This is a genomic window from Oribacterium sp. FC2011 (genome assembly GCF_000701645.1).
In the GTDB taxonomy this organism is placed as follows: Bacteria; Bacillota; Clostridia; order Lachnospirales; family Lachnospiraceae; genus Oribacterium.
The window spans coordinates 52,263-69,669 of sequence record NZ_JNJM01000007.1 but is presented as its reverse complement, the minus strand read 5'-3'; the positions used below and the strand labels follow the sequence as shown (position 1 = coordinate 69,669).

General features: G+C 43.0%; 13 protein-coding genes. 8 read left to right on the top strand and 5 right to left on the bottom strand.

Translation table 11 applies throughout. The annotated features are described in order from the left end of the window. Positions 1-633 precede the first annotated feature (633 nt). Positions 634-1,992, bottom strand: a complete 1,359-nt coding sequence (locus T357_RS0107160) for an MATE family efflux transporter (protein WP_044916393.1) — start codon at positions 1,990-1,992, stop codon at positions 634-636. Then, entirely contained in the window at positions 1,979-5,083 is a 3,105-nt protein-coding gene (locus T357_RS0107155) for an amino acid adenylation domain-containing protein (RefSeq protein WP_031550273.1), read from the bottom strand. Before T357_RS0107155 ends, T357_RS0107160 begins: the two co-directional genes overlap by 14 nt. A 265-nt stretch (positions 5,084-5,348) precedes the next feature. On the opposite strand from T357_RS0107155, the gene T357_RS0107150 reads away from it, so the two are divergent. From T357_RS0107150 to T357_RS0107135, 4 genes are all read left to right on the top strand, one after another. Then, a complete protein-coding gene (locus T357_RS0107150; protein ID WP_049962326.1) occupies positions 5,349-6,200 on the top strand; it encodes an SDR family NAD(P)-dependent oxidoreductase in 852 nt (283 codons plus the stop codon). 3 nt (positions 6,201-6,203) lie between these two features. Continuing rightward, complete coding sequence (locus T357_RS20130) at positions 6,204-8,129, top strand: carboxylesterase family protein (RefSeq protein WP_049962325.1); 1,926 nt, start codon at positions 6,204-6,206, stop codon at positions 8,127-8,129. Positions 8,130-8,210: 81 nt separating this feature from the next. Continuing rightward, the gene (locus T357_RS0107140) at positions 8,211-8,483 is read left to right on the top strand and encodes a DUF1294 domain-containing protein (RefSeq protein WP_031550266.1); all 273 of its coding nucleotides are present in this window, start codon (positions 8,211-8,213) and stop codon (positions 8,481-8,483) included. A 30-nt stretch (positions 8,484-8,513) separates the two neighbouring features. Beyond that, entirely contained in the window at positions 8,514-8,909 is a 396-nt protein-coding gene (locus T357_RS0107135; RefSeq protein ID WP_031550263.1) for a hypothetical protein, read from the top strand. 344 nt (positions 8,910-9,253) lie between these two features. Here T357_RS0107135 and T357_RS0107125 read toward each other — a convergent pair whose 3' ends face one another. Continuing rightward, on the bottom strand, positions 9,254-10,909 hold the full coding sequence (locus T357_RS0107125; RefSeq protein ID WP_197027311.1) for an autotransporter outer membrane beta-barrel domain-containing protein: 1,656 nt from the start codon (positions 10,907-10,909) through the stop codon (positions 9,254-9,256). A 348-nt stretch (positions 10,910-11,257) separates the two neighbouring features. Between T357_RS0107125 and T357_RS0107120 the strand changes: the two genes are divergently transcribed. Then, on the top strand, positions 11,258-12,658 hold the full coding sequence (locus T357_RS0107120) for an ATP-binding protein (protein ID WP_031550255.1): 1,401 nt from the start codon (positions 11,258-11,260) through the stop codon (positions 12,656-12,658). Between the two features lie 46 nt (positions 12,659-12,704). Here the strand turns inward: T357_RS0107120 and T357_RS0107115 are convergent, their stop codons facing one another. Beyond that, positions 12,705-13,433: a GNAT family N-acetyltransferase gene (locus T357_RS0107115; protein WP_031550251.1), complete on the bottom strand. Its 729-nt coding sequence runs from the start codon at positions 13,431-13,433 to the stop codon at positions 12,705-12,707. A 275-nt stretch (positions 13,434-13,708) separates the two neighbouring features. Between T357_RS0107115 and recQ the strand changes: the two genes are divergently transcribed. Then, positions 13,709-16,087 (top strand): DNA helicase RecQ, encoded by a 2,379-nt coding sequence (recQ, locus tag T357_RS0107110; RefSeq protein WP_242840076.1) that lies wholly within the window; start codon positions 13,709-13,711, stop codon positions 16,085-16,087. A 53-nt stretch (positions 16,088-16,140) separates the two neighbouring features. Here the strand turns inward: recQ and T357_RS0107105 are convergent, their stop codons facing one another. Beyond that, positions 16,141-16,416 (bottom strand): DUF1292 domain-containing protein, encoded by a 276-nt coding sequence (locus T357_RS0107105; RefSeq protein ID WP_031550244.1) that lies wholly within the window; start codon positions 16,414-16,416, stop codon positions 16,141-16,143. A 246-nt stretch (positions 16,417-16,662) separates the two neighbouring features. On the opposite strand from T357_RS0107105, the gene T357_RS0107095 reads away from it, so the two are divergent. Beyond that, positions 16,663-17,205 carry a prolyl-tRNA synthetase associated domain-containing protein gene (locus T357_RS0107095; RefSeq protein ID WP_031550240.1) on the top strand — a complete coding sequence of 181 codons (543 nt, stop codon included), beginning with the start codon at positions 16,663-16,665 and terminating at the stop codon, positions 17,203-17,205. Between the two features lie 59 nt (positions 17,206-17,264). After that, entirely contained in the window at positions 17,265-17,405 is a 141-nt protein-coding gene (locus tag T357_RS21130; protein WP_197027310.1) for a hypothetical protein, read from the top strand. Positions 17,406-17,407: the final 2 nt, after the last annotated feature.

Here is a 17,407-nt window from a genome sequence, read left to right as displayed (position 1 = left end):
AAAATGAATTCGAAATTGATCAATATAAATATGATAAGTTTAGATTAAATAAACACTGAATGACGATGTGATTATTTCACCTTTAATCTCTATGTCTGCAACATAATATTCGAATAATATATTACAAACAGATTTTGTTCGAATAAATATATTAGTAATATAAATGTATAGTGATCAAATAAATATATATAATAATAGAGAAGAGAGGTGTGACAAGTTTGAACCGGGTTCACAAACGAGCGTTCAGAATATAATTAAACACATATGGTATAAATGTAAAATAATTATAAAGTTTATAAAATATTTAGCGTAAAATGATGGATGACAGTAGCGTGAAACATAGAAATATTGAAGAGAATAAGTAGAATCAAAGCACAATATAATGATATTAATAAGGTTAATGATACAATATATAGTATTTAAGAAAACTGTGAAACATTTTTATCCATTGCGTGAAACAAAGGTTATGACTGCGCTGTAGGAGCCATCAAAATGGTTAATGTGATGGGGCAGATCTGATGAGCCTGGGGGACGGAAAAGTCATATCAAATAGCATTTTTCCGTCTCCCTGGTCCATTGTCAAATAAGAATACCACAATTTTGTTTTTATGAGCAGCAAGTTTACATACTCAGTTAACGATTCTTCGATAGCTCATGTGAGGGGCCGCAGTATTCGCTTTTGCGTGTGATGAAGAAAAAAATCGCAATCATAGATGCCAAAAGCTCTGTAACCGCCTGAGCAAGCCATAAGCCGTCTGTACCGAGAAACTCAGGCAGGACTAAAATCAACACTGTCTGAATAATAAAGGTTCTGAAAAAAGCCAGGAGCCCGGATACTAATCCATTATTGAGTCCGGTAAAATAAGCGGAAGCATATTCGTTGAAGCCCTGGAGCAGAAAAGCAAAGGCATACATACTCAGTGCGTGGATTGACAGTCTATAGACCGTCTCATCATAGCCGACGTAAATTTTGGAGATCGCAGGCGCGGTGACCCGTGCCAGGACAAACATCAACATGCCGAAAACAATGTTCAGTATGAGTCCCTTTTTCAGCAGGTTTTTCAGTTCCGGGTAATTTTGCGCGCCAAAGTGGTAACCTACGATGGAGGTGGTTTGCATTGCCAGACCATAAAATACAGAGGCGAAAATCCCCTCGACAAAGATTGTCACACCATAAGCTGCAACACCATCCTCGCCCAGCATTCTGAGCAGCTGAAAATTGTAAAGGGCAAAAATCAGCGATGTCGACATGTCATTAACCATCTCGGAGGATCCGTTTCCATAGGCTTTCAAAAGCGGTTTAAGCTGAACTCGTCCCTTGCAAAAGTGAATGGAACTCGAATTCGGTCTTGCAAAGTAAATCAGGGGAATCAGGCCGTTCAGACAGGCACCGATTCCGGTGGCTACGGCAGCACCTACCATTCCCCAATGAAAAACGGCCACAAAGAGCCAATCGAACAACAGATTGCTGAACAGGTTCCCAAGAGAGATGTAAAATCCTAGTTTCGGCTTTTCAGCTGTGATCAGGATGCTCTGAAAGGTGTAACCTAAAATCATGATGGGCAGAAACAGGAAGAGGGTATGGCCGTAAGGAAGTCCGTATTCCAGAATCTCCGGTGTTGCGCCGATCAGCACTGCTACCGGGCGCAAAAACCATATGCCGAGCACGGTCATCAAGATACCTATTATGACCGCTGTCTTAATGATTGCGGTGAAATAACGATTGGCGTTCTCCGGCTTTCCGTTGCCCAGCTCAGCTGCAATCAGCGCGCTTCCTCCCGAACCGAACATATAGCCGACCATGGACAGAAGCAGCTGAAATGGATAGATGATATTTATAGCGGAAAAACCCGTCTTGCCTATGTAGTTTGAGACAAAGTAACCGTCAACCACATCATAGGTTATGGAGATCAAGATCATGCCGATGGTCGGCATGGCAAAGAGCAGCAGCTTTGTGTAGGTAAAATGATCGGATAGCTTAATCTCTTTCATCTTTTTCCTCCCACTCGTCTGCACCTTCCAGCACTATACGTTCAAAATGGTCTATATAACGGTCATGGAAATCTCGTATTTTTTCTTTTGAGAAGCAATTGGCAGCCCATTCTATTTCGGAATCAAAAAGGCCGCTGTTATCGTCGTTTTCCAGGAATTCCAACTCCAGACGCGCACCGGGAGCATGGTGACGGTTTTCCAGTTCAATCTGCAATGGATACAGAGATGCAAGCTCGTCGGCATTCATGTTCTGCTGGTAGTTAACCTCCATAGGATCGTTGTAAAATGCGGAATCCTGAGCGGCAAAATAGTCATAGCTGCAGTGGGAGATACCATCCGCTACCTGCCGTTTTATTTCGACAATCAGCTCCTCCAGGCTGTGTATCTGATTCATGTGGACACCAACCGGCAGATTTTTTATCAGCATTCCTACGGAATCGGACGCAAAGCTGCCGAGACGATTGTTGAAGATCCAGTTGGTCATGATGTCATTCCTGCCGCTGGTCTCATGCAGGGTTAAAATGGCCGCAGCAATAGCTATGACACTTCTTGTGGTGTTCAGCCGTTTTTCAGCCTCCTCAAGATCAGAAGCGTCAAAGGGGAAACGGATTACGCGGCCTGCCGCCGTGGGAACGGATTCCTCCCTATCCGGTTCGGGAATATGGCACCAGTCATATCCGTCGTACTTTTTCTCAAAATAATCCTTGTCCTCCAGATACTTCGGCGACTTGCGAATATTGTCTTCATTGTTAAGGTATGCACAGTAATAGTCGGGGGGAAGCGGCTCGCCGTGATAAGCTTTGACTATACTGGACATGATTAGACCGATACAGGCCCCGTCCATTGCCAGGTGGTGGACATCATAGAAGAGATAGCTGTATCGTCCGGTAAGGAACATGCGTACCCGCAGCAGTGGTGAGTTGAACATAGGGAAGGGCTTAACCAATTCGTCCTTCATGCGGATAATGTCCATATCGGTGCACGTTTCAAACTGAATTTCGGGAAGCATCTCAGGGCAATAGGTCTGGACCAGTTCCCCTTGCTCGTCAAATCCAATTTTCATCGACAGAGCAGGATGATGATGAATGGCCTGATTGACCGCTTTCCGCAAGCGTTCAGGATCTATCTTTCTATTAAAGCGGAACAGATAGTACATATTGTTCCACATAGTGGAATGGGTCTTTGCAAACTGATAATCAATAAGCTTTGTCTGCATGGCGCTGAGATAGTGAGGTTTTTTCCGCGCCTGTGCTTCGATTTCATCCAGACTTATCCCTTTTTCCGTTTTCAGAAGCATGGCGGCGATGCGTTCGATGCTTCGCAGCGAATAGATGTCTGCACTGGTCACGCCGTAATCCATAAGTTTTGAAGTCAGGACCATGCTTCGCAGCGAATCTCCGCCCAGCTCAAAGAAATCATCTTCTACACTGATCTGATCAGGCTTCAGATTCAGAACCTCAGCAAAGGTATCCAGCAGCATGCGCTCAGTATCATTCCGCGGAGCGGTCACATTCCGTTCATTCTGAGTTGGCTGTGGATCGGGAAGAGCCTTTTTGTCTACCTTACCGTTTACAGTCTCCGGGAGTCTGTCCATCTGTATAATGACCGACGGGATCATGTAATCTGGCAGTCGTTTGCCCATAAAGGCCTTTAGCTCGTCCAGATTGACTGAATCCGCAGAGGTAATATAACCCGCAAGGTAATCCGTGTCGCCATGGCAGAGCTTAACGGCACTACTCTTGATATCGGGGTAGCTGCCCATGACACGTTCGATTTCGTCAAGCTCGATGCGAAAGCCTCTCAGCTTAACTTGATTGTCGATTCGACCCAAGATACAGATACGTCCGTCCTCCGTCCATGAGGCGAGATCACCACTGTGATAGGCGCGCATACCTCGATAGGTAAAAAATGCCTTAGCTGTTTTGTCAGGCAGATTTACATAGCCGCGCCCGACGCAGGCTCCGCAGATAATCAGCTCTCCCTTCTCACCGACGTCAAGGCTGTTTCCATCGGCATCCATGACAAAGAATTGTGTGTTAACGATGGGTCCACCAATGGTAACCTCTTCATCCGGCCTCATTACGACGGCCGCACACCCCATGGCACACTCGGTCGGTCCGTATACGTTCATAATCACGCTGTCTTCCCGCAGGGCGCGCAGCTTCATGTACAGATTCTTCGGGAAGGCCTCCGAACCGACATCGTAGAACTCAATCTGTCTGAGCGCCTGAGCGCACGCAGGTATCCCCACGATATTGGAGAGAAACGTTGGGGTGCAGGTGATGCCGTTGACGTGGTTGTCTTGGATTGTCTTTGCCAGAAGGAAGGGATCATGGATTTCCTCTGATGTCGCAAGGCACACGGTATTCCCATTGCATAGCGGTACAAATTGTTCCACGATCGAAACATCAAAGGAGAATGCGGCCATCGCCAGTGTGATGCGGCCGGGTTGGGCGTAGTGCATGATTTCAACGGATTTTTCGTTTCGATGCACGTAATTAGCAAGATTTCCCTGTTCGATCATGACGCCCTTGGGACGTCCAGTGGAGCCGGAGGTATAGATGCAGTAGGCCAGATCGCCGGACGTGATTCCCTCCGCCGAGGGATAGGTGTCATCGGTCTGTGTTTCAAGGATGTCCTCCACAGCCAGGACTTCAAAGCTGCCTTCGGACAGAGCCGTCCGTTCTTCGCACAGGTTTCTGCTTGTCAGCAGAATGGTGGCGGAGGCATCTTCCATGCTAAACAGAATTCGTTCATCCGGATAGGAAACAGTAAAGGGAAGAAAAGCCCCGTGTGCCTTCAACACGCCTTGCTCCGCTACATAGGCAAATTCTGTACGTTCCAGCAATATGCCTACCAGAACGTCACGGCCAACACCTTTTTTGATAAGTAAATTGGCTACTATGTTGGAGAGACAATCCAGCCTGCCATAGCTGAGTGCTTTTCCCATGCAGATAACTGCAGTTTTATCAGGCGAGAGAAGCGCGTGAGCATGGATCTGTTCGGATACCGGAATAAAAGGAAAAACCAGATCTGTCTGATTTGTCCGTTCAATAAGGGACTGTGTTTCATTCTTTTTTATGGTTGTCATAGTGAAACTAATTCCTTTCTGATTTCAACACGCACAATGCTTCAAGGCTATTTAGCCCGAGATAATAACATGATACCAATGTGGTCAACCTTCCGTCAATTTTACAGGAGAGCATTATTCTTATAATTATCTAAAGAGACAGCCCATAAGGGAGTTTGAAGATGCCATTTTTTTAAAAAGGGTATTTTCTTATAGCTTTAATGATAACCGGAGGATTTATCCGGTCAGGAAAAATCTGTGATATTATAGTGTTGTTAAAAGAGTTATGGCATATATAGAAAACGTGGTTTCCAGAGGTGACAATATGGTAGATTACGGCCTAAAAGACAGAGTAGCAATAATTACCGGAGCCAATAACCCATGGGGAATCGGAGCGACGACTGCGCTTGCATTTGCCCGTGAAGAGGCAAAGCTTGTCCTGGTTTATAAAAAAGTCTTCAGACCATTTGATGCGACAAAGATGGATAAAAACGGCGCAGACAGATACTACGGAGCAAATGCAGGAACCGCAGAAGCGGTGGAAGATAGACTTAAGGAAATGAATGCTGACTACCTTGTTTTGGAAAGTGATATTTCAAATGAGGAAGCGGTAAAGGATATCTATTCTGCAGCCATAGAAAAATATGGCCGGGTAGATATTTTGCTGAATAATGCTGCAACTGATGATGAAACCGGATGTGACACGATCGAAACGATTACACAAAATGTGATTGATGATACATTTGCAGTTAACGTTCGTGGAAGTATTTTGATGATCCGGGAATTTGTAAGGCACCATGGTGATTATGGAAGAATCATCAATATCTCTACCGATGCCGCCCAGATTTTTGCAGGTCAGATCACTTATGGTGCAAGTAAGGCAACATTGGAAGCTCTGACCAGAAGCATTGCTCTTGAAGTAGCAAAATATGGAATCACAGTAAACTGTGTTGCTCCTGGACCCTCTCAAACCGGATGGATAGATGAGGATTTTGAAAAGGTGGTCATTCCTCTGATTCCTATGGGAAAACTTATACAGCCACAGGATATTGCGGAAACCATACTGTTTCTTTCAAGCGAACAGGCACGAATGATCACTGGACAGGTGATAAAGGTGTCCGGTGGAAAAGCACTGTAATTTATGATTATTATGAAAAGATTATTTACTATTGATGATTTCATGGTCGCATTCATTGCTGCGCTTGGTTATGGCTTTGGCGAAAACATCGCATACCTTCTTGGCTGGCCGCAACCCGCATGTATAGCGGCATGCTTTGTTCTGGGAATTGCTCTTGAAGAGCTCATAAGCGCAATCGTCTTCAGTAAGGCTGTCCAGAAAAAGCCAATAAACCGTGTCATTACTTTTGCAGTGATCTTTCTGATTGTTGTGGCTGCCCAGTGTATTTCTGTAAGGTGGATGGGCGTATCAATGCTTGCTTACATAATGGAAGAGTCCGCATTTGTCATCGGGCTTCCCGTTATCGGCTTTGTAATAAATCTTATCTTGCGTGCATACCACATACGGAAGATCCGAAAGCTTTACGGGGATGGAAGTGAAGGATTTATATTCGATGTAAAAAAAGAAGATATCGAAGAAACAAACATGCAGAACCGGGCTATCACTGGTGAATACGATAAAGACTGCGCAGTAAAGACAAGAACCGGTATCTTCGTCGGAGAAAAGCAAAAGAACGTAATCCGATATCTTGGGATTCCGTATGCAAAGCCACCGGTTGGTGAACTCAGATGGAAGGCTCCCGAACCGCTTACTTCATCGGAGAATGTATTTGAAGCTGTAAATTTCGGAGCTTCGGCCATACAGGTCGAGCATAGTGGAGTGATCTTAAAGCTTCACAGGCAGAGTGAAGACTGTCTTTATTTAAATATCTTTACCGGAGCAAAAAAGACGGAAGAAAAAAAGCCTGTTCTTGTGATGTTCCACCATGGTGATTTTACTTGTGGAGGATCTGCCAATCCACTGCTTGATGGTTACAACTATGCCGGATCCCATCCGGATGTTGTATTTATCAGCTTCAATTACCGCCTTGGTATATTCGGATTTATTGATTTTTCAACTGTCCCGGGAGGAGAGGCTTACCCTGACGCATTAAATCTGGGGCTTCTTGATCAGATTGCGGCACTTAAATGGATCAAAGAAAATATAGCTGCATTCGGAGGTGATCCTGAAAAGATTTCGGTAATTGGATTTGAGTCCGGAGCGGCATCTATCTGTATGCTCACAGCTGATAAGCGTGTTACGGGGCTGTTTAATAAAGCTTTTGTATTTTTTGGCAGTCCTGAAATGGTATATGACACGCCGGACGGATCACGAATCCTGGCAGAGAATCTGTTAAAAGAGACAAGTACAAAGACGATGGATGAGCTTGTCCGGCTTGATACGAGATCATTGAAGGATGCATCACAAAAGCTTTGGAAGGACTTTTGCGGACCTGTCTGCGACGGAACATGTTTTCCTGCTGATCTGTACCATGCCTACCGGGAAGGATATGCTTCAGACATAGATTTCATCATTGGCATTCCAAGTAATGAAACTTCAGTTTTTCGCTCATTTGTCGGGAAAAAGAATTATGAAGTTCTTATATCCGAAACTATGTCCGAGATCAAAAGCAGCATTAATGGTCCGATAGTTGATGCGGTACAGGAATATATCCGGACACAGGCGGATGCTTCAGCTAAACTTGATACAAAGTCAAAGCTTGTAGAAGAGTGGCTCGCCCTTAGTATTTACCGGGTTGCGGTAAGTCTTTCCGAGGGAGGAAGCAGAGTATATGTTATGTACTGGGATGAGAAACCGGTACTCGAAAAGCTGGGTTCGGGGTCGGTTGATGCAGTGGCGACACTCCTGGGAAACAGTGAGGCTTTACGTATGTATGGCAGTGTGATGAACAAAGATTTGTCATTGATACTTCAGACATTTTTACTCAAATTTATAAAAGGAGAGTCCATGCAGCTGTATACTAACGAGATCAAGGGGGTTGATGCGCTTAAATGGAAGGCATTTCCCGGGGATCTTACCGTATCGGACGGAAAGATCATGTGTGATTAAGCCCACAACAACGTAGGCAGTCAGGGAATTAAGGTACCAGGTTTTATAAATCAGTGATTATAAAAAGGAAATACGTTAACAATGATCGATGTATCAATTCCATATCTGATTGTGATAAATGTCATTGCCTTCCTGTTGTACGGTATCGATAAGGAAAAGGCACGAAAAGGAAGATGGCGTATCAGTGAGAAAGAGCTTATTCTTGTGGCGGTAATCGGAGGCAGTGTCGGAGCATTTTTCGGGATGCATTTTTTCCATCATAAAACCAGGCATTGGTATTTCCGATATGGTATACCAGCGATAGTTATTCTGCAGATTATATTGGTTACAGTTCTAAAGAAAAAATACTTTTAACCGTTGGAGCATGTCGTAAGGAGGATGATTATGGAATTTAAAAAAGGATTAGGTTGGAAAGCCTGCTATGATGAAGAAAGAAATCTTTATACAGCCGAACGTGGTGGACCGGGCGCCTACAATTTATATGAAATCACAAAGGAAATATATGATCAGCTGGAAGATGGCGCAAGAGAAATTGATGTTTATAAGCTGATCACTGAGGGAAGGCATCTGTATATGGATGTGGATGACAGATGCGGCCCACCATATACGGTAGTATTCGATCACGATTACGAGAAACTATGTCCATGGGCAAATGTTATCTCGAGCGGTAAAGTATGGCCGGATGAACTCACGGATGCGGCGGTAGAGATTTTTGAATCTGAGAAAAACAACCGGGAACAGAGGCGCAAAAGGAGAGAAAATAATACGCCAGAATCCTGAGAGCGAGAATAGTTAGTGGAGGTAATCAACATAATGCAATTAAGCATTTTAAGTAAAACAATTAGTGATACAGCAACAAATATTTCAGATGCTACAGGTATGGGAATCGCACCAGCGCTTATCTGTATGTTGTTATGTTGCTTTGTAGTTTATAAAATCACCAAAAAAGTCATTCACATTATTTTCACGATAATTGTGATTGCCATCCTGTTCACGCTGCTTAAAGGTATGATTTAAAATTTAATTAAAAGTGAATAGAATATGAGAAAGGCGGTTCCCGAAAGGGAACCGCCTTTTTGAACTGAGGTAGGAGAAATTGCAAAAAGATGGAATTGTTTCACGGATTAATTCTTTGAAGAACTATCTTGAGCTGCTTTATCACTGTTAGCTGATGACTGATCTCCGGACTCAGCTGATGATCCGGGCTTTCTGTCGGGTTTACCTGAAGGTTTTTTTCCGTTTTCAGGTTTCGCATGATCGCCGTCAGGTTTTGAACCGGTTTTACCGCTTTCGGATTTTGAGTTGTTACCATCAGGTTTTCCGGATGGCTTTCCTGAAGGTTTTTCACTATTGCCTGACTTCGCATGATCGCCATCAGGCTTGGATCCTTTTTCGCCCTTGCCGGATTTATCTTTCATGTCGGGTTTTTCAGCCTTGCCTGACTTGCCGTTCCTGTCGGAAGAAGAACTCTTGTAAGCTTCAACAGCTGTTCCGGTTGAACTTGTTCCTTCTTCATATGCAGTTCCGTTAACATAAAGTGTAAAGCCGTTAAGGTCGATGGCATCCTCATCACAGGAAAGACTTGTGATATATGAATCACCTGTCAGCTTCCAAGTGGAGTCCTCGGAAATCTCTACGTAAACCGCACCTGCGGCACCGTCGGTATTGATAGCACCTGAGTAAAGAGTGCCGTCATTAAGGTACATATTGAGGGTGGAAATGCTGTCGACAACAGTATTACCTTCGAATTCCTGCTTTGCTGCAGTGAATGTAACCTGTCCGCCGTTTGAGCCTTCTGAACCCCAGCCGGCTTTTTCGATGCGAAGGAAGTCATCACTTGCATAAGTGAAGTCAACATTTTCGATATCTATCTCGGCAGTTGTGTTGTTAACATAGAATATTCCGCCATTCTTGTTAACGAGGGAACCGCCGGTCATCTTAAATACAGCAGTGCCTTCATCGGCATCACCGGACATTGACTGATAGAGCATTACAGCCTGATAAACATCGGATTTCTTACTGTTCTTCTTTGTGTTGTTTGCAGTCATGTTGACATTTTCAAGGGTGACAGAGTTTTTACCCTCCACAACAACACCCTGTGCCACATTTGAAACAAGTTCAGCATTTTTTACTGTGATATCAGCTGTTGAATAAATAGCCGGAGAACCGGAGCCGTTGGTTTCATAGTAACCGCCGTACACGTTTACAGTTCCGCCGCCTCTGTCAGAACGTATTGCCGCCGATGATCCACCCTGGGTGATGATGTCGAGGTTCTCGGCATTCATGGTTCCGCCACCGGTTGTCATGAGTCCTCCGGAGTTGTTGGAGTTGGTTCTTATGGTAGAATCGGAAATATTGACCGTGGTGCCTTCACCGTAACTGAAGACAGCATTGGCATGCCCGCCATCGGTTGTGATCTCGGCATTCTTAATGTTTAAGGTTGCGCCGTTTTCAGCAAATACGGCAGCATTGTCACCATAGAAATCAGCTTCCTCACTTCCGGATTCGCCAGTCTTATTTACTTTGATGTTTTCGTAGCTAATGTCTTTGCCGTCTGCATGTATGGCATGGCCTCCATCTTCAGTGTTTTCGTAGCTTGTCTTTTCAGCTGAATCTTCTGCAGCCTCTTCAGCTTCTGTAGTTTCGGCTTCAGCCGTTGTTTCATTGCTTTCAGTAGTATCTTCGGATGAAGCAACAGGAATTTCTGTCCCTGCACTACAGCCAACAACATTTGTGGCAAGCATAGATGCTGCCATAAGCATAAGTATTTTCTTCTTCATAGTAGTATCCTCGTTTCTTTCGGGAGTGTATCCCATATAGATGTTGTGTGATATGATCCATAACGATTTAAGTGTTTGTAGGATCTGATATTCACTTCCTACATGACGCATAATACCCCTAAAAGCTTAAATGAGTCTGAAATTTATCTGATCGTTTAATAAAGCGGTTCCCTTTCGAAGATGTTCTTTTTCTGTTGGTATTTTTGAGTATGCAATTATTCAATGCAACATTTGAAAAAAATCAAATTCAATATCTATTATCCTTTGAAAAAAATCAAAAATATCACTGTATATCCTTTGAAAAATGTAAATGTATTGATTATACTTTAATACAAGAGAGGTGGTTTCATGCTGAAAAGAGATATTTATAACTTATTAAAAGAATGGAAAAACCGTGAACATCATCCCCTTGTTATCAAGGGATTACGTCAGACAGGTAAGACATACATAGTAAAACAGTTTGGAGCGGAATTCTACGAGAATTGTATATACATAGATTTAAGAGCCAATCAAACGATACATAGTGCCTTTGAAGGTGATTTCAATGTGGACAGGATGGTAATGTCTATAACCGCTGTAGATACCACCGCCAGATTTGTGGCCGGAAAAACTCTTCTGATATTGGATGAGATCCAGGACTGCCCGAATGCCAGAAGTTCACTAAAGTATTGGGATATAGATGGAAGGTATGATGTTATCGCTACCGGAAGCTTTTTGGGTGTTAAAGGATTTCGAGAACCCTATGTGAGGGGAATTCCTGTGGGCTACGAAGAGCAGTTGGATATGTATCCACTCACATTTAAAGAATTTCTCTTCAATACCGGCATTAGTCCCGAGATCATGGAATATGTTTCCAAATGCTTTAAGAAACATGAGAGTGTTGAAAAGACCATACACGAAAGTCTGCGATCACTGTATTTACAGTATCTTATCGTCGGTGGTATGCCTGAAGCAGTGAATTCTTTCTTTGAGACTCATGACTTAAATTTAGTGAAAAGCATTCAAAAAAGAATTCTAAGCTCAATAAGAGATGATTTTGGAAGATATAAAAACTCAGACGGCAATGACAAGATAAACGAAGTATTAAAGCTTAGAGCGGAAGCCTGTCTCGATTCCTTGCCATCACAACTGTCAAAAGAATATAAGAAGTTTAAATATAGTCTTGTTAATGTTAAAGGAAACTCTCCTGAGAAAGCTGATGGATTGCAATATCTGGTGGATGTAGGTTTGGTTGTTCGTTCTTTTAATACCCTGGAGATTTCATATCCTCTTGAAGGGGTTAAGATAGCTAAAGAATTTAAGGCTTTCTTCATAGATACCGGATTATTGGTGTCACAGCTCGGTGATGAGTTGCCTCAGAAAATTCTCGCCGGGGACATCAGCTCCTATAAAGGTGCAATAGCGGAAAATATGGTTGCTTCAGCCTTCGCCGCAAATAGTATAGGGTTGTATTATTATCATGCTCCCAGTGGTTCTCCGGAATTAGATTTCCTGTTCGAAAAGGAAGGTGAAACCACCATAGTTGAATGCAAAGCAACCAATAATAGAGCAACAAGCATGAAATTTGTTCTTGAGCATCAAAAAAAATATGGTGTTCATCCGGCCATAAAATTTGCAGACACCAATGTTGGTGAAGGTAAGGGGTTCTGCACATATCCTTTGTATGCGATAGGATTTATCGAACGAAATATTAAAGACAATATTATTTCACCGGTCGAGGTCAAAAATCTGCAAGTTCCTGAAGACTGAAATTTAAAAAAGTGTCTTCAGGCTGAAAAAACCTGAGGACACTTTTTTATAATACAGGGTCAAATACACTCCTATACTCATATATGAGCTTGTCATATTTTCTATCGCCAACCGTGAGACCATCTTTCTCAGTGAGAACAAGATGCATTCCTGCCTTTTCAAGCACCTGGCACGATCCGATGTTCTCAGATGCGGACCAGGCTGTCACACAGGGAATTCCTTCATTTTCCGTCAGATACTCCAGTACTTTTCTCAAAGCCTCCGTCGCAAGGCCTTTCCCCTGCCAGTCCTTTACAATACTGAAGCCGATTTCGATCCGGTCATCCTGATAATCGTAGGCTCCGATGGTTCCCACCACGACATCGTCAATATCCATCACCCACGAATAGGTGTGTTCATCATCATAATCGGCGATAAACCGTCGCACTGTTTCCTGCGTCATTTCCAACGTAGCATAAGGATTCCATCCTGAGTATTGGGACATCGCCGGATCTTTTCCCAGATACTGGTGCAGCTGCCCGGCGTCTTCCGGATGGTATCTGCGCAAGGTAAGCCGTTCTGTCCACAATTCAACAGTACCATGTACCTCAATTTCATCTATAGCGGCAATCTGCGAATTGTAAATAAGATTGTCCTCTATGAAAAGTCCGTCTTCATCTCCACCGTACTCGTGCATCAGGAACTCATACCCGCCGTATCCCGCTATGCCTGTATAGGTTTCACCATATAAGTCCGTAAGGCGTACGTGCTTTCCATCGTAATTCAACAGCTCCATTGTTCTACTCCTTTTATATTCGCCATCAGCGCTATTTCCCGTTTTTTATGCCATCCGACATTTCCTTTGAACCATCGGTCCTGAACCCTTTTTTAATAATTATACATCAAAGCTGCAAGTATAAAATCTTCCGCTACTATATGGTCTGAATTCAGACCATATGAAAATCTGTTGAGCTATGTTATGATTCTTACGGCTTAGAATAATAGGCTAATTCAGTACTACCTTTTGATTAGGTTGTACTGATTTTATTCAATAACTGGAGAACATATCGGATGAATGACAGAGACATAAATGATTCACAATGGAATAGTTTGTTTGAAATGGCGAAAGATTATGAAGAGCAGGATGACTATGAGGATTATTACGAGGCATCCTCAAATATCACTGAACCTCCGGCCATAAGGGAATTCAAAACTCCCGAAGAGGCGCTGAAAGCATTGTTTGGTTATGATGATTTCAGACCGGGCCAGAAGGGAATCATAGATTCCATTCTTAAGGGGCAGGATGTATTTGCGGTTATGCCCACAGGTGCCGGTAAATCCGTTTGCTATCAGATTCCGGCCATGCTTCTGCCGGGAATAACACTGGTCATCTCTCCGCTCATTTCTCTCATGCAGGATCAGGTGAAGTCATTGAACGAAGCCGGGATACCTTCTGCTTTTATAAACAGTTCCCTTTCCAGAGGTGACTTTTATGAAACCTTACGCAGTGTAAGAGAAGGAGCCTACAAGATCATATATGTGGCACCGGAACGTCTCATGACAGATGAATTTGTGGATCTTGCAAGATCGATCCGGATTTCAATGCTTACAGTAGATGAAGCCCATTGTATCTCTCAATGGGGACAGGATTTCCGTCCAAGCTACATGAAGATCGTAGAGTTCGTAAAGCTTCTTGATGAGAGACCGATCATCAGTGCATTTACGGCAACTGCCACAAAGAACGTCAGGGAAGATATAGTATGCATCCTGGGGCTCAGAAATCCCTATACCCTGGTTTTGGGATTTGACAGAGAGAATCTTTTCTTCCAGGTGGATAAGCCCAAAGACAAAGATAAATATCTTTTGGATTTCATTGCAGACCATCCCGGTGAGAGCGGAATCATTTACTGTTCTACAAGAAAGAATGTAGACAGTGTTTTTGAGATGCTGTTCAAAAGAGGGATATCCGTTGGCAAATATCATGCCGGTATGAATCCAACAGACAGAAAGAAAATGCAGGATGATTTTGTTTATGATTATACAAGTATCATTGTTGCCACCAATGCTTTCGGAATGGGCATAGACAAGTCCAATGTAAGATTCGTCATCCATTACAATATGCCCCAAAGCATGGAGAACTACTATCAGGAAGCCGGAAGAGCGGGAAGAGACGGACTTGAGTCAAAGTGTATCCTTTTGTATTCGGCGCAGGATGTAGTCATTAACAAATTTTTGCTGGAGAAAAAGGAAACAGCCGACATTGATCCCATGGATCTTGAAAACATAAGAGAGCGGGACAACCAGAGACTGCAGTCCATGGAAAGGTACTGCTATACCACGGAGTGCCTTCGTAATTATATACTCAAATACTTCGGGGAGCAGCCAAAGGAGCCCTGCGGTGATTGTGGAAACTGTCTTAGGGAATTTGAAACCATAGATATGACCGAGGCCGCAAAAAAGGTCATCAATTGTGTTTATGAGGCAAAGGAAAGATTCGGAAGAACCATTATCGTTGATGCCGTATTGGGGGCAAAGACCGCAAGATTAAAGCAGATAGGTGCAGATGAATATAAATCCTACGGAGCTCTTTCATCGTCAAACAAAAGCCTTCTCCTGAGACTGGTGGAGCAGCTTATCCTCGAAGGTTATCTTCAGGTCGGTGCATATCAGGTTCTGAAAATGGGAGATATCAGAGGTCTCAAAAATCCCGAGAACAGGGTTCTTGTAAAGATCACAGATGAAGATAAGCGTCCGGCTGTCAAGACAAAGACAGAGAAGAAATCTGTCGGAATCAATTCGCTTACATCCTCAGGATTCAAGCTGTTCGACAAACTTCGCGAGCTTAGACTTGAGATTGCACGTGAAGAAAACATGCCGCCTTATATCATTTTTAATGACAAGACATTGATCGAAATGTCAGTAAAGGTACCGATGTCAGAGATGGAAATGCTGAGAGTTTCGGGTGTCGGTGATCATAAATTCGGAAAGTACGGTGAGAGGTTCCTCGAGACTATCAGGGAATATACTGAATTATATCCAGATCTTCTTACCGACAGGGTTTTACCGGAACAGGAAACAACGGTTTCTGTTTCGAAAGTCAGAAAAAAGGAAACCAAGCAGGAATTCAGTCTCTTTCCGGAGGAAGCTGAAAACTACAATTACGACGGATATAAAACGGTATCGGAAATTCGCGATGAGATGAACCGGATATGTGAGCGGGAAAATGTCAAACGGCTTCCTGCTACCAGACTCACAGAGATTTTGCTGGAGGAAGGCATCATATCAGATGATTTCGAGTCCGACGACACATATTCAAAAATACCGACAGAAAAAGGGAAAAAACTTGGTGTGATCGTTGAAGACCGTATCAGTCAAAAAGGAAATGAGTACCATGTTCTGAAATATTCGACGGATATACAAAGTATTTTGGTTCAGCATTATGTTGAGTGAAAATGATGAAAAAACTCTCGACCGGTTACAATCTGTAACCGGTCGAGAGTTTTTTATTCTAATCTTGAGTAGTAGTCCGCTGCTTCTTCGTATTCCCTGTCATCCTCAATGTAAACCACAACAGGGTTATGTTCAGCATCTTCCTGCACTTCATAAAGGACGCATTTTTTTGAATGATCAAGTTCTTTTTTTTCATTTACCGGAAGCATGGCAAAGTACTCTTTTTCTTTAAATGTAAAATACTTATGTACACCATAATCTGTCGAAGTTCCGTCCTGAAACGAAAGTGTAACAACAAGATCCTCTAAATTCTTTCCTCTGAATTTCATATATTATATCTCCTTTGCCAATGCTTATAATTCTACACGAGAGTAATCAGGGTGCGGGTTTTTCCTTGTTGATAATTCAACAAATCCATTATAATACTATTTGAGCAGAAATCATGGATATAATAACATTTGTAGATTCCGAATATGCAGCTGATTCTGCATCCGGAGCCACAGAACATAATGGTTATGAGGATGTTGGATAAACTATGATATATCAGGATTCGATGAGTGGATGGAGGAAAAACAATGGAATTATTTGACGGAAGGCCGGAGAATGTTGAGGGGCGGCTGCCAAGAGAGGTACGCACTTATGAGTTTCTGGATTCTTTGGGAATAAAATATAAAAGAATGGATCACGAGCATGCGGAAACAATGGAGGCTTGCGAGGAGATAGATAAAATCATGGATGTTGTGATGTGCAAGAATCTGTTTTTGTGCAATCGACAGAAGACAGCATTTTATCTTTTGATGATGCCCGGAGATAAGAAGTTTAAGACAAAGGAATTGTCTTCTCAGATAAATTCTGCAAGACTTTCTTTCGCGGAATCGGAGGACATGCTGAAGTATCTTGACATAGAACCGGGGGCTGTCAGCGTTATGGGTCTGATGAATGATAAAGATCATGCAGTACAGCTTCTGATAGACGAGGATGTGCTGAAGGACGAGTATATCGGATGTCATCCATGTGTGAACACGGCCAGTCTGAAGATGCGCACTGATGATGTGATAAAGAAGTTTCTTCCTGCTGTAGAGCATGAATACATGACGGTTCATTTGGTGGGGGAATAAAACTGAATCGTAATTACAAAAAATTGAACCCGGTTCATTTTTTTCGGTGACTTCAGTAAATGGTAACGGTTCATTCGGTGGCTCTGAATGGTTATATTGTAGTGCTGGATTTATCAGATGTGAAAGAGGCAGTAAGGCTTTTACGTATTAACTCAAACAATCTGAATCAGTATGCCCATAAAGCCAATGCAACTCCTTGATT